Genomic DNA, 17,463 nt, shown 5'->3' with positions numbered 1-17,463 from the left:
TTCTATTCCCCGCTATTTGTCGGCAGTGAGACTCCCGCCTCAACATTTCGTGAAAGCAAGAAGGTTGGTGGGAGCTAATAATCAGTAGGGGATGGAAAACGCCCGACTGATTAAAGTTTCATTTTATATTTAGAGGAGGTTTTGCAATGACATGGATGAATGTAGTAGCCATGCTCGTATGGACTGGAGCGAGTGCAGTACTTTTATTTGCAATTATGTGGGTTGATTCAATTTTTACAAAATACAATGATTTAAAAGAAATAAAAAATGGGAATACAGCTGTAACAACTCGTTTTGTCATGAAATTATTCGCACAAGGTTACATTTTATCTCAATCAATAACGAAAGCAAATGACTTATGGCAAGCACTACTTGCTTCAGCAGTTTCTTTCGTTATTTTATTAGTGGTAGAAATGTTTATTGAATTTGTGCTAAAGAAAATGTCTGGTTTAGATTTAGAAGAAGGTACGAAAGAAGGCAGCGTTGCGCATGCGATGTTAGCTGGATCATTACATATTGTTGGTGCACTTATTTTAGGGGCTTGTTTATAAAGAGAAAAGGAGGGGTAGATTGTGAGCTTATTTAAACGAATTAAAAATATAATGAAAAGTCCAGAGCCGCTGAAGCCGGAAAAGAGTCTTTTAACGTTAGCTCCTGGCGATATGATTGAAGTTTCATTAGTTATGTACGAATTAACTGGAAAAACGAGCATGCATTCTCGTAAGGAAATTGTTTTAACACTGCAAGATGGAAAAGATATTCGTTATTTGAAAATTGAAGATCGTGAAAATACGTATTACAAATTATATACACCAATTGATGGTCGCTTAGATTCAATTGATGAAGTCCCGACGACAATTGAAATGGATGATACTGAGTATCATATGGAAGAGCAATATAACGGACGTGTTGTTGTAATGGGGAAAACACCATTCGCTGCTTCAGAAGAACAGTACGTATGGGAATTTCAATCTGATAACCGAAAATTATTACGTATTGAATGGCAAAATGGTCGCACAATGATGTATGAGGGAGAAGCTATCATTCCTGCTGATGTACAAATTATAAGAGCAACGTAAGGGGGCGTAATCATGTCAAACCGATTGTTTACCATGATTAAATCGTTCGTGATCCCTATACTTGCTATCGTTATTTTACTTGTTGTTGCCGGTTATGCCTTATCAGGCTGTCAAGGCGGGCAGACGAAGTCGATTCAAGACCGTTATCCACTCGAGTCTGTTGCAAAGGAAGGTAAACAAGAATCTTACGTGTATAGGGCCGCCAATCGGTCTGTTCCTGAAGTAGCAAAGGAACTCATTAATGAAAGAGAACCGAAGCAAGCATCTAAAGAAGACGAAAATCAAATGTTCCTCGTTTATTCTGATAAGATTTATAATCTGCAAAAGGATAAAGAGAAACCGTCTGATACGTTAATTGAAATAAGTAATAAAGAGTTTGTCCGTCAAAATTACCAACCATCCTTCTTGCAAGGGTATATTATGGGGAGTATATTAAACGATATATTCGGTTCAAAAAAATCATCATCTGGTGATTATCGAGGATATAATGACAGACAAAATCATAAACCAGTTATTCCGGAAAGGCCACCTACGAAAGAAGAAAAGAAAACCCCGCCTCCAATTACGAAGGAGGGGAAAGGATCTATCATTAAGCGAGGCGATAATGTAGATTCGAAGTCATCAGTAGGTGATAAGGGAAGTATTACTGAAAAAGGAAATAATACGACGCCTCCACCTTCTACCGGAAGCAAAGGGAAAATTACAAAAACACCAGGTGGTTCAAGCGGATCAGATGTGAAGCCGAAATCATCTATTAAAACCCCGCCAAGGAATACATCTCCTCCGAAAACGAGGGTCGGTGGTTCTGGGAAAATTACGAAGAGAAGATAGTATAGAGACCGAAAAGTGTAAATTGCTTTTTGGTCTTTTTTATGTCGTGGAAATTAATTCCTTTCAGGTGGTACGATTTAGGCATAAGGGGGGAAAGTAAAAATATATCAGCGCTTATTGGAATATATCGACCGCAACTCCAAATATATCAGCGCTTATTGGAATATATCGACCACAACTCCAAATATATCAGCGCTTATTGGAATATATCGACTTACCGACAAAAATTGACAACGATAGCAACTTAATAATAAAACGAGGCTGTGCCAAAATGTTGGCACAGCCTCGTTTTTCATAACGATTAATGAATATCACGTTTCTTGAAATTACCGCCTTTTACTTCTGCTACGTCATAAACTGTAATAAAGGCATTTGGATCGATTTCATTAATAAGATCTTTCATTTTACTTTCTTCTAAACGGTTAATTACACAAGAAATTTCTTTGAATTTCTCTCTTGAATAACCACCGTATACTTCGTTATACGTTGCGCTTCGGCCTAAACGATCGCGAATTGTTTCTACCATTAATTCAGGCTCTTTTGTGATAATTTTAAATGTTTTCGAACCACTTAAACCAACTTCAACGATATGAATCACTTTCGAAGCAATAAAGTAAGCAATTGCCGAAAGAATAGCTCCTTGAAGACCGAATACTGTTGATACGAAAATAAACACGAACATGTTTAAGAATAAAATAAGGTCACTCGTTCCAAAAGGTAACTTGCGAGAAAGTAATACAGCTAGCATATCGATTCCATCTAATGCTCCGCCGTTACGTAATGCTAGTCCCATACCAAAACCGATAATAATACCACCAACAACTGTAACTAATAATGTATCGCCTTCAATAATAGTTGGTATTCCGTGCATGACAACGGTACCTATTGCTAATGAAGCAATCCCGATAATGGAATAAATTGCAAAGCTTTTACCGATTTGCTTATATCCTAACCAAACGAAAGGAATGTTAATAACTGCGATTAGAGCCCCTAATGGCAATCCAAATAATCTTGAACTAACGATACTTAAACCAGTTACACCACCGTCGGATACGTTATTTGGAATTAAGACAGCTTCTAATCCGTACGCTGTAATAAATGCCCCAATAATAATCATCAAAGCTTTTGAAGCGATTTTTAGCTTATTGGGCTTGTTTTTGATAGTTTTCTCCATATAATTTCCTCGTTTCAAACTAGTTTCTTGTTTGTTACATCATTCACACCTAAATTTCATTTTAACATTTAATTTGAAAAAATTCTCCTTTAATGGATGTATGGAGGGAATATTATCGCCATATTATCTTTAAAATATTTTTGAAATGAGTATAAGAAATCCCATCCTTTCAAAGGATGGGATGCTATTAAGAAAATATAAAGCTAAGTACTGACACGAATAAAGCGAATCCTAAAATAGCTCCGCAAAACTTCATATGACGTTTACGTCCCATTACGACAATCGCAACGTATTCACGAATCATTGCATTAGGCCAGTAATAAAATGCGGTTTTTGATCCAATTCCTTGGCTATTCAGGCCAGCTTGTCTTGCATATATACCAGCGCGGAAAAGGTGGAAATTATTCGTTGTAAAAATACTTCTATACTTACCTTCAGGTTTTAAAGAATCCATAATTTCTTTAGAGAACGACATATTTTGATATGTGTTTACAGAACGATTTTCTTGCACTGTATGTTCAAGAGGAATTCCTTTTTCAACCGCATAATTTTGCATCGCTTCTGCTTCAGGAAGCCCTTCATCTGGACCTTGTCCACCAGAGAAAATAATTGTTGGTGGTGTATTCACAGCTGCTTGTTTCCAATAAAATTCGATAGCTTTATTAATGCGGCTTGCAAGTAAAGGTGGTACTTTATCATTAATTAAGCCACTACCGAGAACGATGATGAAATCTTGATTACGTCTTGGTCTGTTGAATTGGTATAGAAAATAAGCACTTAAAAAGTTAGATAAGTGTATAAAGAAATATACGCTTATAAGAGAAATACCTGCAAAAATAGGCTCTAAATGTGATGAGACCAAACTTGCTGGATTTATAATAGGGAGTAACATAAAGAATAACATCCCTAATGCAGCAAGGAGCGTTAAACAGTTAGTGAACCGTCTTCCTTCTCGCTTCATTAAAATTCTTGCATTAAGAAATAATCCAAACATTAAAGCGATAATACCGAAAGGAAGCATAATGAGGAGGGCTAAAAAAGGTAAAAATATAATGTAACGCAAGACAGCACTATCTGAGTTCAAAGATGCGATTACGCAAAAAAGAAGGAAAAAACAGATAAAGGCATTAAATAAAAAGCCGTTTATGATTTTTCGCGGATCTTTTAAATAAGAGATAAGAAAAATAATAAACAATATAAGAGGAATAATTCCAAAATACAGCATAAATATAGTACACCTCAACTTGTATAAGAATTTGACATATCTTTTATATTACATGATTTCATAAGTGAAAATGAAAGAAAAAGGATTTTGAATTTTCTCAATAAATTATATAGATACATATGTTAAAATGTATGTAAGGCGATATGTTAAAAGTAAAATGGTTGAAGGGGCACTCGGTAGAGTGTCTTTTCTTTTTTGTATGTAATTGTGCATATTATATTTATTTTCAAATGAAGAGGATTAAAATATAAGTTGTAGACAGACTTTATAAAGCAGAATTTTGTACAAGCATTTCCCTCTACTTTTTGTATCTAACAATCGTATAACAATAAAGTGAAACTTTAATCAGTGGGGGATTCATCCTCAGCTGATTATTAGTTGAACCAATCGGGCATTTACAGGCAGTTGATCCCCCACCTAACTTTTTTTCTTTCGCTGAATTTTGAGGTGGGGGTCTTACTGCCCGTTAATGCGGGATAAATAATTCTGTTTTATAGTGTCTGTTTATGAAAAGTGTCTTCTTTGAGGGCGCTTTTTGTTGTTTAGTGGAGATGAGTTTTTACTGTTAACATAGTGGAAACTATCTATACTAAACATTAGCAATCTTCCGTATAAATATTATCAATTTACTATATATTCCAGTGGTGTTAAGTTAAATATGAAAGGCTTTCTTTTTCAAAATATTACCCCTAATAAAATTTTGAAGAAGTCAACTGTCTCCAAACTTGCCATTCATGCTTAGAGAAAAAGCACTCATTTTGAGTGCTTTTTCTTATTGAAACATGCTATTTTTATAGGCGATTTTCATAAAATGAAAGTAAGGAAATGAAAGTAGGTGACAATATGCCGGCAGTTGTTGAAGGTGTTATTATTGAAAACTGCAATGGGACGATTAATTTAGGGGATAAATATAACGTGCAACCGATTGAAAAGACGAAAGCTTATAATGGATCGGGATCATCGAACACTGGATTAAATGTGAGAACATTTAGCGGGATTAGTACAGCAGATGTAAGGGATAATGATGTAAATGACCAAGAGATACAATTTACCTTATAGTGCAATATGTAAAATTGCATAAAATGATGAATTTGCCCTATGATACAATTTAGTTGTGAGCTGTTTGTGATTCTTCTGTATCATAGTTGTTAGATTGAAAGTATAACATCTTATCCTGCTATTTACGGGCAGTAAGACTCCCACCTCACAGATCGGCTTGTGCTGAGTATTTAGGTAGGGAATCAACTGCCCGGAAATGTCCGATTGGTGTGGGCTAATAATCAGTGGGGATGAACAAAATCCCCACTGATTATAGTTTCACTTTATCGAAAATCATACGTAAAAAAGACACTTCAAACGAAGTGTCTTTTTTATCTTAGTGATATCCTTTAGCAGAGTCTTTATGGATTTTATTTTTAAAAATACTGTAGCTCCAAAGTTGATAGCCAATAACAATTGGTACCATAACTATTGCAACGAAGAACATAATTTTTAAGTTTAATTGGCTACCAGCTGCGTTGTATAACGTTGTACTATAGGCGTCGTTAATGCGAGAAGGTAACATTCTTGGGAACATACCTGCAAAGCCAGTTGTCATAAACATTGCGATTGTTAAGCAAACAAATGTAAAGGCAAGGCCGATTTTATGTTTGTACACCATAATAAGTGCGAGTACACTCATTAACATTACAAGTACTGGAAGAATAAATAGTACCGGATATTCCGTAAAGTTTTGGAATAAGTTTGTGCGATTTGCAGTTGCTACATAGAAGATAGCTAAAATGATAGCAGCTGCCATTGAAAATGGTCTTGCGATTTTATAAGCACGATCGGATACTTCACCAGTCGTTTTAATCATAACCCAAAGAGCACCAGATACGACGAATATAGCAGTGAAGAACAGACCACCTAAAATACCGTAATGGTTTAGTAAGCTAAGTAGATTTCCTTCATAGCCATTTTTTCCGATTTGTAGTCCGTAATATAGGTTAGCGAATGTAACACCGAATAAAAAAGCGATTAGGAAACTACCAATTGTAAATGCCCATTTACAAGTTTTTTGCCAAATTGGTGAATCATCTTTATGCATAAATTCAAGTCCAGCAGCACGAGCAAATAGTGCAAGTAATACTAAAAATAGTGGTGTGTATAGGTAACTAAACATATTTGCATATGTGATTGGAAAGGCAGCAAATGTTGCGCCACCAGCTGTAATTAACCATACTTCATTACCACCCCAAAATGGTCCAATTGCTTCTTGTAATTGATTTCGTTCTTGTCGGTCTTTCGCAACGAATGGGAAAATCATTCCGTTACCGAGTGCGTAGCCATCAAGAATGAAGTAAACTGTCCAAATTACGCCCCATAAACCGAACCAGATGATTGCAAGCATATCATGAGACATGAGCTGTACCTCCTTCAGTAGCAGGCTCTTCTAATGCAGATGGTCCTTTTTTTGCGAACTTCAGCATTAAGTATACGTCTGCAATTAAAAGTAAAGTGTAGAACAATATTAAACTAATTAATGAGAACCAAATTTGTGGAACTGATATAGGTGATACAGATTCTGCTGTACGCATGAGTTTATAAACTGTCCATGGTTGACGACCTACTTCAGCGACAATCCAGCCAGCGTTAATCGCAATGTACGGAAGTAAGACAGACCACATTGTAATTTTTAAATAACGTTTTGAGTTTTCTAGTTTTCCTTTTCGGTTTAAATAGAAGCCGAACCAAGTTAATGCCATAAAGAACATGCCAAGTGCGACCATTAAGCGGAAGCTATAGTACACGAGGTTAACGTTTGGACGATCTTCTTTCGGAATATCTTTTAAACCAACAATTTCTCCATCAAATGAGTTTGTATAGAAGAAACTTCCGAGTTTTGGAATTGTAAGTAGTTCAAAGTTCTTTTCATTTTTCACATCAGGAATTTGAATGATTGAGAAACCTTGTCCTTTTCCAGTTTCCCAAACTGCTTCCATCGCAGCTCCTTTAGCAGGTTGATATTTAGCTGCCGATACACCAGATTGATGTCCCATAAACGGTGTAATAGTTGCGGCGAATAAGCCTAACATTAAACCAAACTTAAATGATTTTTTGAAGAATTCCACTTCATTTTTACGTAGCAAGTGATAGGCACTAATGGCCATAACGAAGAAAGCACCAACGACATAACAACTAATTACAGTATGGAAGAACATGTTCCAAGCATATGGATTTGTAACAAGTGCCCAGAAATCATTTAATTCAGCGCGGCCGTTACGTACTACATAGCCAACAGGATTTTGCATAAAGCCGTTTGCTGTAATAATCCAAAGTGCGGAAATATTTGTTCCAAGTGCAACCATCCACATACAGAAGGCACGGAACTTTGGTGAAATTTTGTCTTTACCGAATAACCATATTCCCATGAACGTAGATTCTAAGAAGAAGGCAACGAGTGCTTCGATTGCGAGAGGGGATCCGAAAATATCTCCCATATATTTGGAGTACTCAGACCAGTTTGTTCCAAACTGGAATTCCATCGTAATCCCGGTTATAATCCCCATTACGAAGTTAATTGTAAATAATTTACCCCAGAAATTTGCCATTTTGCGGTATGTTGGATTCAATGTGCGGGCGTATTGAGTTTCCATACATGCTACTAAAATAACAAGTCCGATTGTTAAAGGTACAAATAAAAAGTGATAAAAAATAGTAATTGCAAATTGAAAACGACTTAGTAACAGAACGTCGGACATAATAAATATTCACTCCTTTTTTACATTATCTACAATCAGTTTATAGTGAAAATACGTTTAAAGTATGTGTGACTTGTTACAAAGGTGTGTGTATATTTTGAAAGAATTATGTCGGTTATCTGAAAATATCTTATTTTTACTATAATGCAATATCCTTTTTGAGTTTTTCAAATTTTGGTACACTACATATGTAATGTAAATGAGAGAAAAGAGGGTTCTGTACTATGAAGTCATTAGAAGAGATTTTACAATACAATGAAAAATTTGTTGAAGAGAAAAAATACGAAGAGTATGAAACAGGAAAATTTCCAAATAAAAAAATGGTAATTATCTCTTGTATGGATACTCGTCTTGTTGAATTATTACCGAAAGCGATGAATATGCGTAACGGTGATGTGAAAATTATTAAAGTAGCAGGCGCTGTTATCTCCCATCCATTCGGAAGTATTATGCGTAGTATTTTAGTTGCTGTATACGAACTTGGTGCCGATGAAGTTTGTGTAGTTGGTCACCATGATTGTGGTATGGCAAAAATTCAAGCAAGCAGTACAATTGAGAAGATGAAAGAGCGCGGTGTAACAGATGAGAAATTAGATACACTCCGTTATTCTGGAATCGATTTAGAAAGATTCCTACAAGGGTTCTCTAGTGTTGAAGAAAGTGTAGAACATAGTGTATCAATACTTCGCAATCATCCGTTACTTCCGGAAGAAGTACCTGTTCACGGTCTTGTTATAGATCCTGATACAGGAAAATTAGATTTAGTTGTGAATGGTTACGACAATTAAGAATTTACTTTGTCATCCTTTTTATCTGGGACAGGATCAAATCCTCCCGGGTGGAAAGGGTGACATTTTAATATACGCGTACAAGTAAGCCAAAAGCCTTTGAGTGCGCCATGTTTTTGAAACGCCTCTAATCCGTAATGAGAACAAGTCGGATAAAAGCGGCACGTTGGCGGCGTCACCGGAGAAATGAATTTTTGATAAAAGCGTATAATTCCAATGAAAATCTGTTTCATAATGGTCTCCTTTTCAGCATATTCTTAAAGTATTATAGCACGACTGTACATAATACTTTACTAATGTGAATTTCCGTTATATCATATTGGATATAACGGAATTAAATTAAAAGCGGGAGAGATGTTGTATGCCATCAGTAGAAAGCTTTGAATTAGATCATACGATTGTAAAGGCACCTTATGTAAGACATTGCGGAGTTCATAACGTAGGTAGTGACGGTATTGTAAATAAATTCGATATTCGTTTTTGCCAACCGAATAAACAAGCAATGAAACCAGATGTTATTCATACGTTAGAGCATTTATTAGCATTTAATTTACGTAAATATATTGATCGTTATCCGCATTTTGATATTATCGATATTTCACCAATGGGTTGTCAAACAGGATATTATCTTGTTGTAAGCGGAACACCAACAGTTCGTGAAATCATTGATTTATTAGAACTAACATTAAAAGATGCGGTTCAAATTACAGAAATTCCAGCTGCAAACGAAACACAATGTGGCCAAGCGAAGCTTCACGATTTAGAAGGAGCACAACGCTTAATGAACTTCTGGTTAAGCCAAGATAAAGACGAACTTGAAAAAGTATTTGGATAAAGAAAAACTGCCTGTGAAAAGGCAGTTTTTTTATTTGTAAAAGAGAAAAGTAAAGGTTGTATAGAAAAACAACGAGTTTCACTTATGAGCATTTTTAAGAAATGAAAGGCAGTAGGTGATTGGAAATTACATGTTATCTTTAGTGAAAGTAGTTCGATATTACAATGAAGAGCATAAGACTAGAAACGAAAAAATGCGAGATACCCATTGATTTTCTTCCGGATTTCAGTTCATTAATTCCTAGAAGAATAAAGAAACAACTGAGAGCAAATTGCATGTATGGGAGAAGTGTGAAGTTGTCGGTAGCAAGAGAATAAGTGCAAAGAGAGAGTGTGAGAAGCATGAAAAAATAGCGTAATCCAGTTAGCATTGTATACCTCCTTTAAAGAGACTATTTATCGAAATATTTCTGAGAAGCCAAGAAATAAAGCACCAGCTCCTGCTAACAGAGCAAGTATACTACCACCTTTTTGCTGTTTTAAGATTTCCTCTATACTAATAACGAAAGCCATCATCCCTAAAAAGATGAACATATAAGGCATAATTTCTCTATTACTAGTAAAGAAACTATAGATTGCTATACATAAAGCAATAAGTGAAAAAGTAATTCGCAATCCTTTTAGCATACATGTATCCCCTTTATTTTATATAGCTAATGATAAGAACAATCCAAATGAAAGTACCGGCAACAATACAAATGAATCCTGTTCCTGAATCCTTCTTTTTTATTTGTTCCATTGCAATGAGGAACAGGAGAGCTCCTAATAAAAATTGTGAAAGTGGTAGAAAGTTATTTTGACCTGTATAGAGCCCGATTATCGACATTATGATCACAGTGAGTGCGATTGCAATGCGAAGTACACGAAGCAGATTATGAATCCTCCTTATTATTTTTTGTATAAGGATTATCTTCTGGTTTATCAACGGAATGTTTGTATGCATAGCCTTTATTAATCGTCATGACGGAGAGTACTAGTATGACTAGGACGATTATGATACCGATAATTAATATTTTGAACATGAAATCCCTCCTTTTCTTTATTTTACATAATTTTGTAATTGATGAAAACAATAGAAACTAAAAGGATGAAAGAAGGGTGTTAAATGGAGAAGAAAAAAACATATTATATATCAATAGGTAATGGTCAAATTTCACAAGTGAAGACGGCAGATACGTACAATTTTGAAGTTTACGCAAATGATGAGGAAATTACGGAGTTAAGAGCGTACTTTGATCAAGCATATGTAGAGGATTTAGGTTCATTTGTACGGTCTCACGTTCCATTTGTTGAATATCATCACGATTCAAATAATGATCGATATGATGAACAACTACAAAAAGCATATAAAATGATTTACGAATTAGGAAATCATGAGACGAAAGAATTAGTCGCACAAATGGGAATAATCAATGGATTGTAATTGGATAATATTATGCAGAAAAGCGAGAATATGCTACAATTTGTGGTAGGAAAAACTTGTAACCATCAATAGGGGAGTAATGGCATGTACAAATTTAAAGATTATTACCACAACACTGTACAATTATCGTTTGAACGTTATCCATTTTCTCCTGAGCCAAAGCATGTTTGGGTTGTATGCCGGTACGGGGATCAATGGTTATTAACGCATCATTTACGTCGCGGTCTTGAATTTCCAGGTGGTAAAGTAGAACTAGGGGAAACACCGGAAGAAGCGGCGGTTCGAGAAGTTCATGAAGAAACCGGCGGCATAGTTTCGGATTTAACTTACTTAGGACAATATAAAGTATCTGGAAAAGACAAAATAATCATTAAAAACATTTATTTTGCAACAATTAGTGCGGTAGAAGAACATACGCATTACGAAGAAACGAAAGGGTCTGTTTTATTAAAAGACATTCCTGATAACATTAAAACTGATAGAAAATTTAGCTTTATTATGCGCGACGATGTATTAGCGCGTACGATGAAACATATAGAAGAAATCGGCTGTTTTACGAAGTAAAATGGCCGGTTTCTTTTTTTGTTCGAGAATGTAAATATATCTTTACATAATTTAAGGAAGAGGAGGTGTTTTTAAATAACGGCCTCCTCTTTTTGACGGTAAATCGCTTATATAATTTATTTACTATTATCTTGTTTTTATCTCTACCTCTAAAAATGAAAGAACATCTAATAAATCATCTATCACACGTGAATGCTCGAAGTCACCCCAAAATAAATCTCTCTTCCAAACGCCAAGAATTCCTACTTGTTCAGAACCGAGCGCGTCGTTTTCTGGATGATCTCCAACGTAAAGACATTCTTCGGCTTTTACATTCAGCTTTTGTAAAGCACGTTCGAAAATTTCAGGATGAGGTTTTTTGATTCCTTCCGCTTCTGAAACGAGAATTGTATTTGTATACGTATGTATGTTTAATGCTCGAAGGTTGCTCATTTGAAATTCAGTAAAGCCGTTTGTAATTATACCAATTTTAATGTTTCGCTGTTTTAATTGTTGAAGTAGTTCATGCATGTTTGGGAAAGGAATACAATGATGTCGGAAGTTTGTAATGTAGTCGTGCAACAGTTGCTCTGGCGTTAAAGTGGTAATGTTGTATTCGCAAAGGAGAGTGGAATATACCTTATCTTTCCACGTGTAACCATTATTATCGAGCTCGAGAAAACGAGAGCAATACTCGAATTTTTCTATGTTTATCAAATGAAAGGCGAAACGATTATATTGATCACGAATAAATTGCTCTAGAGATTGGCGACGATCTAATAGTGTTCCATCTAAGTCAAATAAGACTGCTCGAATCATGGGAAACCTCCATACAGTTTTTATAATTAATTATCGCATATTCGTTAAAAAATGATTATGATATTTTTGTAGAATGGAATAATGGAGGGGCGTATGAAAAAACTGTATGGCAAGTTAGTGTGTTTTATGATTTCAACGGGCTTAGTAGCTGGATGTGATATGTCGGAGCAAACTTCAAAAAGAGAGAAAAAAGATGTGTGCAAAACGACAGAAGAATGTGCACAAATAGGTGATAAGACGCTTCAAAAAGTATATAAAAAAATAGATGGACTTTCAGAACTTGAAGTACTAGAGGATTATGTTTTAGAAGGAAATTCAAGTAATGATATGAAAGAAGCGGAAATGAAAAAAGAGGATGATGAAAATTATTTCTTTTTAGCTTCTTATTATATTGATGGTGATGAAATTGTAGATCCGTATTTCGATAAACTAGATCGGAAACGATTGAATAAGGCGTTCGCAGAAGATAAAGAAGCGAAAGAAGAGATACTAAAACAACGTCAAGATAAAGCGTATCATCAATCATTATGGGAGATGTATAGCACTCTTATTCCAGCTAAGTATCGCACTGACATAAAAGAGTTTGACATGGTAACAGATGGTTACGATGGAATTGTCGCCCACGTTATGCCGAATGTAGAGTATCCGAAAGAGTGGACCCTTAGTTTAGATACGCTTGATTCTGCAGTAAATATTGATCAAGTGATGAAAACATTAATACATGAGACAGCACACGTATTAACACTCGGGCATAAACAAATATCAGTAAATGAAAAATACTTAAAGGCTTTTGAAGAAGAAAAAGATATTTCATCATACCAAAATAAATGTAAATCTCTTTTCTTGCAAGAAGGATGTGCGAAGGAGAGCTCTTATATAAATCAATTCCACAATTTGTTCTGGAAACCAATTGAGCAGGAGTGGACAGAAAAGAAAGTGGAAGAAAGCGAAGAAGCTCAAATTGAATTTTTTAAAGAGAAACAAAATGAGTTTGTTTCTCTTTACGGGACGACAAATGTAGCAGAAGACATTGCAGATACATTTACAGCGTTTATTTTACAAGATTCAAAAAAGGTGAAAGAAGGAACGGAGTTAAAATATAAAAAAATTGCGTTTTTCTATCAGTTCCCTGAGCTTGTAAAAATGAGAGCGGAAGTGTTAGCTGGATTATATGATGTTTCGAAAACGATAGAGTAACCAATTGGACATGAATGGGAGCTATGTATCCGATATATTTTAGCCAAGAGAAAACGTGAAGAATTTTAGTTCTTTACGTTTTTTATGTTGAGAAAGTTGAAAATTCTGTCTTTTTTAAAAAAGAAGAAGGAACTAGTGCTATAAAAGAGAATTAGTATAAAAATGTCACAATTTAGACACAATTATAATGCGCGTGTTGTAGGGACTATAAGTTTACTCTCGAGGAGGTAATGAAACGTATGAAAACGATTCTTGCTGTTGCTGGTCTCATTTGGGTAATGTCTCACGGTTTTCCGATTTTTGAAGGGGAGCAAATTCGTAGTGCACTAAATAAAAAGTTCAACGATTATCATGTAATAGATCGAAAAGATAATGTCGTTACAGTACGTGTGAAAGACTGTTTCCATACAGTTACGGTTGCCGATGGAAATGTTACAAATGAAACAAAAATGTGTGATAAAAGGTAAAAGAAAGAAGCTGACTCTAGCATATCGTTTTGAGTCAGCTTCTTTTTCGTTTTCCGATTAGAAGTTTTTCAAATGCTTCTACAAATACATACATCAGTGTTGCGAGAACACATGTGAGTAGCACACTCAGTAAGACGAGTGTGAAGTTAAAGACTTGGAATCCATAGCTAATTAAGTAGCCAAGCCCTTGTTTAGAAACGAGAAGCTCACCGAAAATAACACCGACCCATGATAATCCAACGTTCACTTTTAGCGTTGAAATAATTGCAGGGAACGATGAGGGGAGTATAACTTGCTTATAGCATTGCCATTTATTTGCGCCAAATGTGTCCATTACTTTTATATAGTTAGAATCGACTTCTTGAAATGCGCTGTAAATAACGAGAATGGTAATGATGATGGAAATGATTACGCCCATTGCAATAGACGATGAAATATTAGGACCGAAGATTACAATGATAATAGGCCCGAGTGCGACTTTGGGCATTGCATTTAGGACGACGAGATATGGATCAAGAACGCGAGCTAAAAGTGGTATCCACCAAAGGAACGTGGCAATAATAGCGCCGAGTACTGTTCCAAGAATGAAGCCTACTCCTGTTTCAAGTAGTGTCGTCCATATGTGAATCCAAAGCGAACCATCAATCCACTTGCTAAGAAAGAGATCCCAAATACTCGACGGAGAGCTAAAGAGTAAAGGATCAATCCATTCGTTTTTGCTAGCTATTTCCCATAATGCAAAGAAAAGAATGAGCAATAAAAGTTGTAGCGAGCGAGCAATCCATGCACGCCTGCGTTCTTTCTTTCGAAATTGTTCATGTAGCTGTTTTATATTATCCAAGGCGCTCCAGCTCCTTCCATATGTCTTGGAAAAGGGCTGGGAAGTCGTAGTGATGGCGCGATTCTAACGGTGATAAGGAGCGAATACTTTCTGGGACGACGAACGTTTTTGCAATTTTCCCAGGATTCGCTTGTAGTAAATAAATACGATCACTCATCGCAATTGCTTCTTCAATATCATGTGTCACGAGTAAAGATGTTTTTTTAAAGTTACGTAATAATGTGAAAACGAGATCCTCTAGTTTTAACTTTGTTTGATAATCGAGAGCGGAGAATGGTTCATCTAACAATAAAATTTTTGGATCAGTCGCTAATGTTCGAACGAGTGCAGCGCGTTGACGCATACCACCGGACAATTCACGAGGATATTGCTGTTCTACATCATGCAAACCGACTTGTTTTAAAAGCTTTAAAGTATGTTCTTTCGTTCGTTCATCATAAATCTTTCGAATATGAAGTCCAAGCATAATATTTTCTTCAATTGTTTTCCACGGAAACAAGTAATCTTGCTGGAGCATATAACCCATAGATGGACTTTTTGTTGTAATTGGTTCACCATCTAAAAATACGATGCCTTCAATTGGATCAAGTAGACCGGCGATAATCGAGAGAAGCGTTGTTTTCCCGCAACCACTTGGACCGAGTATAGAAATAAATTCTCCTTCTTCCACTTGTAAACTCATATCTTCGAGAATCAGTTTGGCATTCTCTTTTGCGAAAAAGCAGTGAGAAACGTTACGTATTTGTAAAAAACTCATACACTTCGCCTCTATTTCTTAATAACGCTTTCGGCAATTTTCGTATTGACGAGCGCTTCATGTGGGACTTCTTTTTGTAATTCACCAGCGTCTTTCATGATAGTTTGGAGCTGTTTCCATTCTTCCGCATCTAATAGCGGATTTGTCGCATAAGAATGTTGCTTTTTATACCGTTCAATTACTTTTACTGTAATGTCTTTTGAAGTGTCTTTAAATAACGGAGAAACGGCATCAGCGATCTCTTCGGGACTATGTGTATCAACCCATTGCTGCGCTTTATAGAGCGCACGTGTGAACTTTTCAGCAGCAGTTTTATCTTTCTTTAAGAAACTTTCTCTTGCCATGAACGATGTATAAGGAACAGTACCAGATTCATTTCCGAACGAAGCGACGATATAACCTTTACCTTCTTTTTCGAATATACTTGCAGTCGGTTCAAAGAGCTGTACAAATTCTCCCGTACCAGATGCGTAGGCATTTGCAATATTAGCAAACTCGATGTTTTGAATTAAGTTCGTATCTTTGTGAGGATCAATGCCATTTTTCTTTAAAACGTATTCTCCAACCATTTGCGGCATGCCGCCTTTACGCTGACCTAAAAACGTAACACCTTTTACGTCATTCCAATTAAAAGAATCTAGTTTTTTACGTGAAACTAAAAATGTCCCATCTGTTTGTGTAAGCTGTGCGAAGTTAATAACAGGGTCTTTTGCTCCTTGTTGATGAACGTAAATAGACGTTTCAGAACCGACAAGAGCAATATCAATTCCACCAGATAATAGGGCGGTCATCGTCTTATCTCCGCCAGCTGTTGTTTGTAGGTCAATATTTAGTCCTTCATCTTTAAAAAAACCTTTTTCAATCCCAACATATAACGGTGCATAGAAAAGAGAATGGGTAACTTCGCCGACGCGAATGTTTTGAGTTTGATCTTTTGGCCCTTCTTTTTTACTACTACAAGCAGCAAAAGTGAAAACAGTTAGTAACATGATGCAAAAAACAGCTATTAATTTTTTCACTATATAACACCTCCTAGAAGTCACTCTACAAGCATGATATGTAGGTAAGTGCCCATATGTGAGTATAGATAGCAGGAATTTTTTGAGTGATAAAGAAGTACAAATATAAGGGGTGATAAAATGAAGTACGAATATGATGACAGCGTACATTTACATCTTGATTATTTCGGAACAGAATGTGATATGGAATCGATTGCTTATAAGAGGAAGAATGAAGACGTATGGGATGTGTATTTTAATTTTGGAGTATACGGTATTCAGAAAGACGATGTAGAGTTAGGAAGGTTTATGGACGAATATGCTGGTTATTACGTTTTTTCTGTACATGCTCGTGATTTAAGCTGGGAATTTGGAAGTGCTCAGTTTGAGGAGTGGGTTTTGAAGAACCATATCGTCGAAAAAGCGCTACAAAAATAGGAAGGAATTTCGTGATTAGATTTCTCATTTTAGTATTCATTTTTGTAGTCGGTTTTTACATCATGCAACTGCTCATTTATCAATTTACACAGAAAAATATTCATAAGTATAAAAAATGAAATGGGTTCATATGTGGCTACATATGCATATGGAAAAGGGTCCGGGACTAGATTTTTTTGATTTTGTATTTATAGTAATCGTATGTATTATATGGAGAATGTGGATAGTTTCTCTTTTATAGTAGATGTTTCAACACGTTCTTAAAGGCATCATGATTTGTCCTCTTAGTTTGTAAGGAATAAAGAA

The 17,463-nt window shown here is 35.7% G+C and carries 23 protein-coding genes and 1 pseudogene; 12 read left to right on the top strand and 12 right to left on the bottom strand.

Translation table 11 applies throughout. The features are described from left to right. Nucleotides 1–146: 146 nt before the first annotated feature. The 3 genes from JDS98_RS10815 to JDS98_RS10805 are packed head-to-tail and all read left to right on the top strand — an operon-like array spanning nt 147 to nt 1,910. Nucleotides 147–551 (top strand): DUF350 domain-containing protein, encoded by a 405-nt coding sequence (locus JDS98_RS10815; protein WP_000220091.1) that lies wholly within the window; start codon nt 147–149, stop codon nt 549–551. 21 nt (nt 552–572) lie between these two features. Next, nucleotides 573–1,079 carry a DUF4178 domain-containing protein gene (locus tag JDS98_RS10810; protein ID WP_000051741.1) on the top strand — a complete coding sequence of 169 codons (507 nt, stop codon included), beginning with the start codon at nt 573–575 and terminating at the stop codon, nt 1,077–1,079. A gap of 12 nt (nt 1,080–1,091) precedes the next feature. Continuing rightward, nucleotides 1,092–1,910 carry a DUF4247 domain-containing protein gene (locus tag JDS98_RS10805; RefSeq protein WP_000071184.1) on the top strand — a complete coding sequence of 273 codons (819 nt, stop codon included), beginning with the start codon at nt 1,092–1,094 and terminating at the stop codon, nt 1,908–1,910. A 301-nt stretch (nt 1,911–2,211) separates the two neighbouring features. Here JDS98_RS10805 and JDS98_RS10800 read toward each other — a convergent pair whose 3' ends face one another. Continuing rightward, nucleotides 2,212–3,084 (bottom strand): YitT family protein, encoded by an 873-nt coding sequence (locus JDS98_RS10800; protein WP_000415908.1) that lies wholly within the window; start codon nt 3,082–3,084, stop codon nt 2,212–2,214. Between the two features lie 187 nt (nt 3,085–3,271). After that, nucleotides 3,272–4,309: a YdcF family protein gene (locus JDS98_RS10795; RefSeq protein WP_087970512.1), complete on the bottom strand. Its 1,038-nt coding sequence runs from the start codon at nt 4,307–4,309 to the stop codon at nt 3,272–3,274. An 825-nt stretch (nt 4,310–5,134) separates the two neighbouring features. Between JDS98_RS10795 and JDS98_RS10790 the strand changes: the two genes are divergently transcribed. Next, a complete protein-coding gene (locus JDS98_RS10790) occupies nt 5,135–5,368 on the top strand; it encodes a spore germination protein (RefSeq protein WP_002039815.1) in 234 nt (77 codons plus the stop codon). Nucleotides 5,369–5,684: 316 nt separating this feature from the next. Here JDS98_RS10790 and cydB read toward each other — a convergent pair whose 3' ends face one another. Together cydB and cydA are read right to left on the bottom strand one after the other, a co-directional pair. Next, a complete protein-coding gene (cydB, locus tag JDS98_RS10785; protein ID WP_199633881.1) occupies nt 5,685–6,713 on the bottom strand; it encodes a cytochrome d ubiquinol oxidase subunit II in 1,029 nt (342 codons plus the stop codon). Further along, on the bottom strand, nt 6,703–8,052 hold the full coding sequence (gene cydA, locus JDS98_RS10780) for a cytochrome ubiquinol oxidase subunit I (RefSeq protein WP_199633880.1): 1,350 nt from the start codon (nt 8,050–8,052) through the stop codon (nt 6,703–6,705). Before cydA ends, cydB begins: the two co-directional genes overlap by 11 nt. Nucleotides 8,053–8,276: 224 nt before the next feature. Between cydA and JDS98_RS10775 the strand changes: the two genes are divergently transcribed. After that, on the top strand, nt 8,277–8,840 hold the full coding sequence (locus JDS98_RS10775) for a beta-class carbonic anhydrase (RefSeq protein WP_000838170.1): 564 nt from the start codon (nt 8,277–8,279) through the stop codon (nt 8,838–8,840). Here JDS98_RS10775 and yidD read toward each other — a convergent pair. Continuing rightward, nucleotides 8,837–9,073, bottom strand: a complete 237-nt coding sequence (gene yidD, locus JDS98_RS10770) for a membrane protein insertion efficiency factor YidD (protein WP_000809336.1) — start codon at nt 9,071–9,073, stop codon at nt 8,837–8,839. The genes JDS98_RS10775 and yidD overlap by 4 nt on opposite strands. Nucleotides 9,074–9,201: 128 nt before the next feature. Here yidD and luxS point away from each other — a divergent pair, with 128 nt between their 5' ends. Further along, on the top strand, nt 9,202–9,675 hold the full coding sequence (gene luxS, locus JDS98_RS10765) for an S-ribosylhomocysteine lyase LuxS (RefSeq protein ID WP_001141371.1): 474 nt from the start codon (nt 9,202–9,204) through the stop codon (nt 9,673–9,675). A gap of 395 nt (nt 9,676–10,070) precedes the next feature. Here luxS and JDS98_RS10760 read toward each other — a convergent pair whose 3' ends face one another. Genes JDS98_RS10760 through ytzI form a run of 3 tightly spaced genes read right to left on the bottom strand, consistent with a single transcriptional unit; the run spans nt 10,071 to nt 10,696 of the window. Then, the gene (locus tag JDS98_RS10760) at nt 10,071–10,301 is read right to left on the bottom strand and encodes a DUF3953 domain-containing protein (protein WP_000911975.1); all 231 of its coding nucleotides are present in this window, start codon (nt 10,299–10,301) and stop codon (nt 10,071–10,073) included. A 13-nt stretch (nt 10,302–10,314) separates the two neighbouring features. After that, complete coding sequence (locus JDS98_RS10755; RefSeq protein ID WP_098911460.1) at nt 10,315–10,545, bottom strand: DUF3953 domain-containing protein; 231 nt, start codon at nt 10,543–10,545, stop codon at nt 10,315–10,317. Nucleotide 10,546: 1 nt separating this feature from the next. Continuing rightward, nucleotides 10,547–10,696, bottom strand: coding sequence for a YtzI protein (gene ytzI, locus JDS98_RS10750; protein ID WP_000472801.1), 150 nt, complete (start codon nt 10,694–10,696; stop codon nt 10,547–10,549). Nucleotides 10,697–10,779: 83 nt separating this feature from the next. On the opposite strand from ytzI, the gene JDS98_RS10745 reads away from it, so the two are divergent. Both JDS98_RS10745 and mutTA read left to right on the top strand, forming a co-directional pair. After that, on the top strand, nt 10,780–11,097 hold the full coding sequence (locus tag JDS98_RS10745; protein ID WP_000412304.1) for a hypothetical protein: 318 nt from the start codon (nt 10,780–10,782) through the stop codon (nt 11,095–11,097). A gap of 84 nt (nt 11,098–11,181) precedes the next feature. Then, nucleotides 11,182–11,661: an antimutator 8-oxo-(dGTP/GTP)ase gene (mutTA, locus tag JDS98_RS10740; protein ID WP_000276384.1), complete on the top strand. Its 480-nt coding sequence runs from the start codon at nt 11,182–11,184 to the stop codon at nt 11,659–11,661. Between the two features lie 126 nt (nt 11,662–11,787). On the opposite strand, the gene JDS98_RS10735 is transcribed toward mutTA, so the two are convergent. After that, nucleotides 11,788–12,459, bottom strand: a complete 672-nt coding sequence (locus tag JDS98_RS10735) for an HAD family hydrolase (protein ID WP_000617323.1) — start codon at nt 12,457–12,459, stop codon at nt 11,788–11,790. A 93-nt stretch (nt 12,460–12,552) separates the two neighbouring features. Here JDS98_RS10735 and JDS98_RS10730 point away from each other — a divergent pair, with 93 nt between their 5' ends. Both JDS98_RS10730 and JDS98_RS10725 read left to right on the top strand, forming a co-directional pair. Further along, the gene (locus JDS98_RS10730; RefSeq protein WP_087970516.1) at nt 12,553–13,656 is read left to right on the top strand and encodes a hypothetical protein; all 1,104 of its coding nucleotides are present in this window, start codon (nt 12,553–12,555) and stop codon (nt 13,654–13,656) included. Nucleotides 13,657–13,895: 239 nt separating this feature from the next. Beyond that, on the top strand, nt 13,896–14,123 hold the full coding sequence (locus JDS98_RS10725) for a hypothetical protein (protein WP_000849116.1): 228 nt from the start codon (nt 13,896–13,898) through the stop codon (nt 14,121–14,123). Nucleotides 14,124–14,157: 34 nt separating this feature from the next. Here the strand turns inward: JDS98_RS10725 and JDS98_RS10720 are convergent, their stop codons facing one another. From JDS98_RS10720 to JDS98_RS10710, 3 genes are read right to left on the bottom strand one after another with little or no spacing between them, the layout of a single operon-like run. Continuing rightward, a complete protein-coding gene (locus JDS98_RS10720; protein ID WP_000368773.1) occupies nt 14,158–14,964 on the bottom strand; it encodes an ABC transporter permease in 807 nt (268 codons plus the stop codon). Continuing rightward, nucleotides 14,957–15,721 carry an ABC transporter ATP-binding protein gene (locus tag JDS98_RS10715; RefSeq protein ID WP_000009038.1) on the bottom strand — a complete coding sequence of 255 codons (765 nt, stop codon included), beginning with the start codon at nt 15,719–15,721 and terminating at the stop codon, nt 14,957–14,959. Before JDS98_RS10715 ends, JDS98_RS10720 begins: the two co-directional genes overlap by 8 nt. Nucleotides 15,722–15,732: 11 nt before the next feature. Beyond that, on the bottom strand, nt 15,733–16,740 hold the full coding sequence (locus tag JDS98_RS10710) for an ABC transporter substrate-binding protein (RefSeq protein ID WP_000733218.1): 1,008 nt from the start codon (nt 16,738–16,740) through the stop codon (nt 15,733–15,735). A gap of 120 nt (nt 16,741–16,860) precedes the next feature. Between JDS98_RS10710 and JDS98_RS10705 the strand changes: the two genes are divergently transcribed. After that, nucleotides 16,861–17,157 (top strand): DUF3986 family protein, encoded by a 297-nt coding sequence (locus JDS98_RS10705; RefSeq protein ID WP_000873108.1) that lies wholly within the window; start codon nt 16,861–16,863, stop codon nt 17,155–17,157. An 11-nt stretch (nt 17,158–17,168) separates the two neighbouring features. Beyond that, nucleotides 17,169–17,398: pseudogene (locus JDS98_RS30585) on the top strand (hypothetical protein). Nucleotides 17,399–17,463: the final 65 nt, after the last annotated feature.

The sequence above is a fragment of the Bacillus cereus group sp. N11 genome, from assembly GCF_016483605.1.
Classification (GTDB): domain Bacteria; phylum Bacillota; class Bacilli; order Bacillales; family Bacillaceae_G; genus Bacillus_A; species Bacillus_A toyonensis.
Note: the sequence above shows the minus strand (reverse complement) of the source record. Positions and strands in the feature narration are given on the sequence as shown.

Excerpts from the sequence above, each read along its gene's own strand:
- yidD (WP_000809336.1), bottom strand. The coding sequence starts at position 9,073 with ATGAAACAGATTTTCATTGGAATTATACGCTTTTATCAAAAATTCATT.
- mutTA (WP_000276384.1), top strand. The coding sequence starts at position 11,182 with ATGTACAAATTTAAAGATTATTACCACAACACTGTACAATTATCGTTT.
- luxS (WP_001141371.1), top strand. The coding sequence starts at position 9,202 with ATGCCATCAGTAGAAAGCTTTGAATTAGATCATACGATTGTAAAGGCA.
- JDS98_RS10760 (WP_000911975.1), bottom strand. The coding sequence starts at position 10,301 with ATGCTAAAAGGATTGCGAATTACTTTTTCACTTATTGCTTTATGTATA.
- JDS98_RS10790 (WP_002039815.1), top strand. The coding sequence starts at position 5,135 with ATGAAAGTAGGTGACAATATGCCGGCAGTTGTTGAAGGTGTTATTATT.
- ytzI (WP_000472801.1), bottom strand. The coding sequence starts at position 10,696 with ATGTTCAAAATATTAATTATCGGTATCATAATCGTCCTAGTCATACTA.
- JDS98_RS10730 (WP_087970516.1), top strand. The coding sequence starts at position 12,553 with ATGAAAAAACTGTATGGCAAGTTAGTGTGTTTTATGATTTCAACGGGC.
- cydA (WP_199633880.1), bottom strand. The coding sequence starts at position 8,052 with ATGTCCGACGTTCTGTTACTAAGTCGTTTTCAATTTGCAATTACTATT.
- JDS98_RS10805 (WP_000071184.1), top strand. The coding sequence starts at position 1,092 with ATGTCAAACCGATTGTTTACCATGATTAAATCGTTCGTGATCCCTATA.
- JDS98_RS10800 (WP_000415908.1), bottom strand. The coding sequence starts at position 3,084 with ATGGAGAAAACTATCAAAAACAAGCCCAATAAGCTAAAAATCGCTTCA.
- JDS98_RS10745 (WP_000412304.1), top strand. The coding sequence starts at position 10,780 with ATGGAGAAGAAAAAAACATATTATATATCAATAGGTAATGGTCAAATT.
- JDS98_RS10815 (WP_000220091.1), top strand. The coding sequence starts at position 147 with ATGACATGGATGAATGTAGTAGCCATGCTCGTATGGACTGGAGCGAGT.
- JDS98_RS10775 (WP_000838170.1), top strand. The coding sequence starts at position 8,277 with ATGAAGTCATTAGAAGAGATTTTACAATACAATGAAAAATTTGTTGAA.
- JDS98_RS10735 (WP_000617323.1), bottom strand. The coding sequence starts at position 12,459 with ATGATTCGAGCAGTCTTATTTGACTTAGATGGAACACTATTAGATCGT.
- cydB (WP_199633881.1), bottom strand. The coding sequence starts at position 6,713 with ATGTCTCATGATATGCTTGCAATCATCTGGTTCGGTTTATGGGGCGTA.
- JDS98_RS10795 (WP_087970512.1), bottom strand. The coding sequence starts at position 4,309 with ATGCTGTATTTTGGAATTATTCCTCTTATATTGTTTATTATTTTTCTT.
- JDS98_RS10725 (WP_000849116.1), top strand. The coding sequence starts at position 13,896 with ATGAAAACGATTCTTGCTGTTGCTGGTCTCATTTGGGTAATGTCTCAC.
- JDS98_RS10715 (WP_000009038.1), bottom strand. The coding sequence starts at position 15,721 with ATGAGTTTTTTACAAATACGTAACGTTTCTCACTGCTTTTTCGCAAAA.
- JDS98_RS10705 (WP_000873108.1), top strand. The coding sequence starts at position 16,861 with ATGAAGTACGAATATGATGACAGCGTACATTTACATCTTGATTATTTC.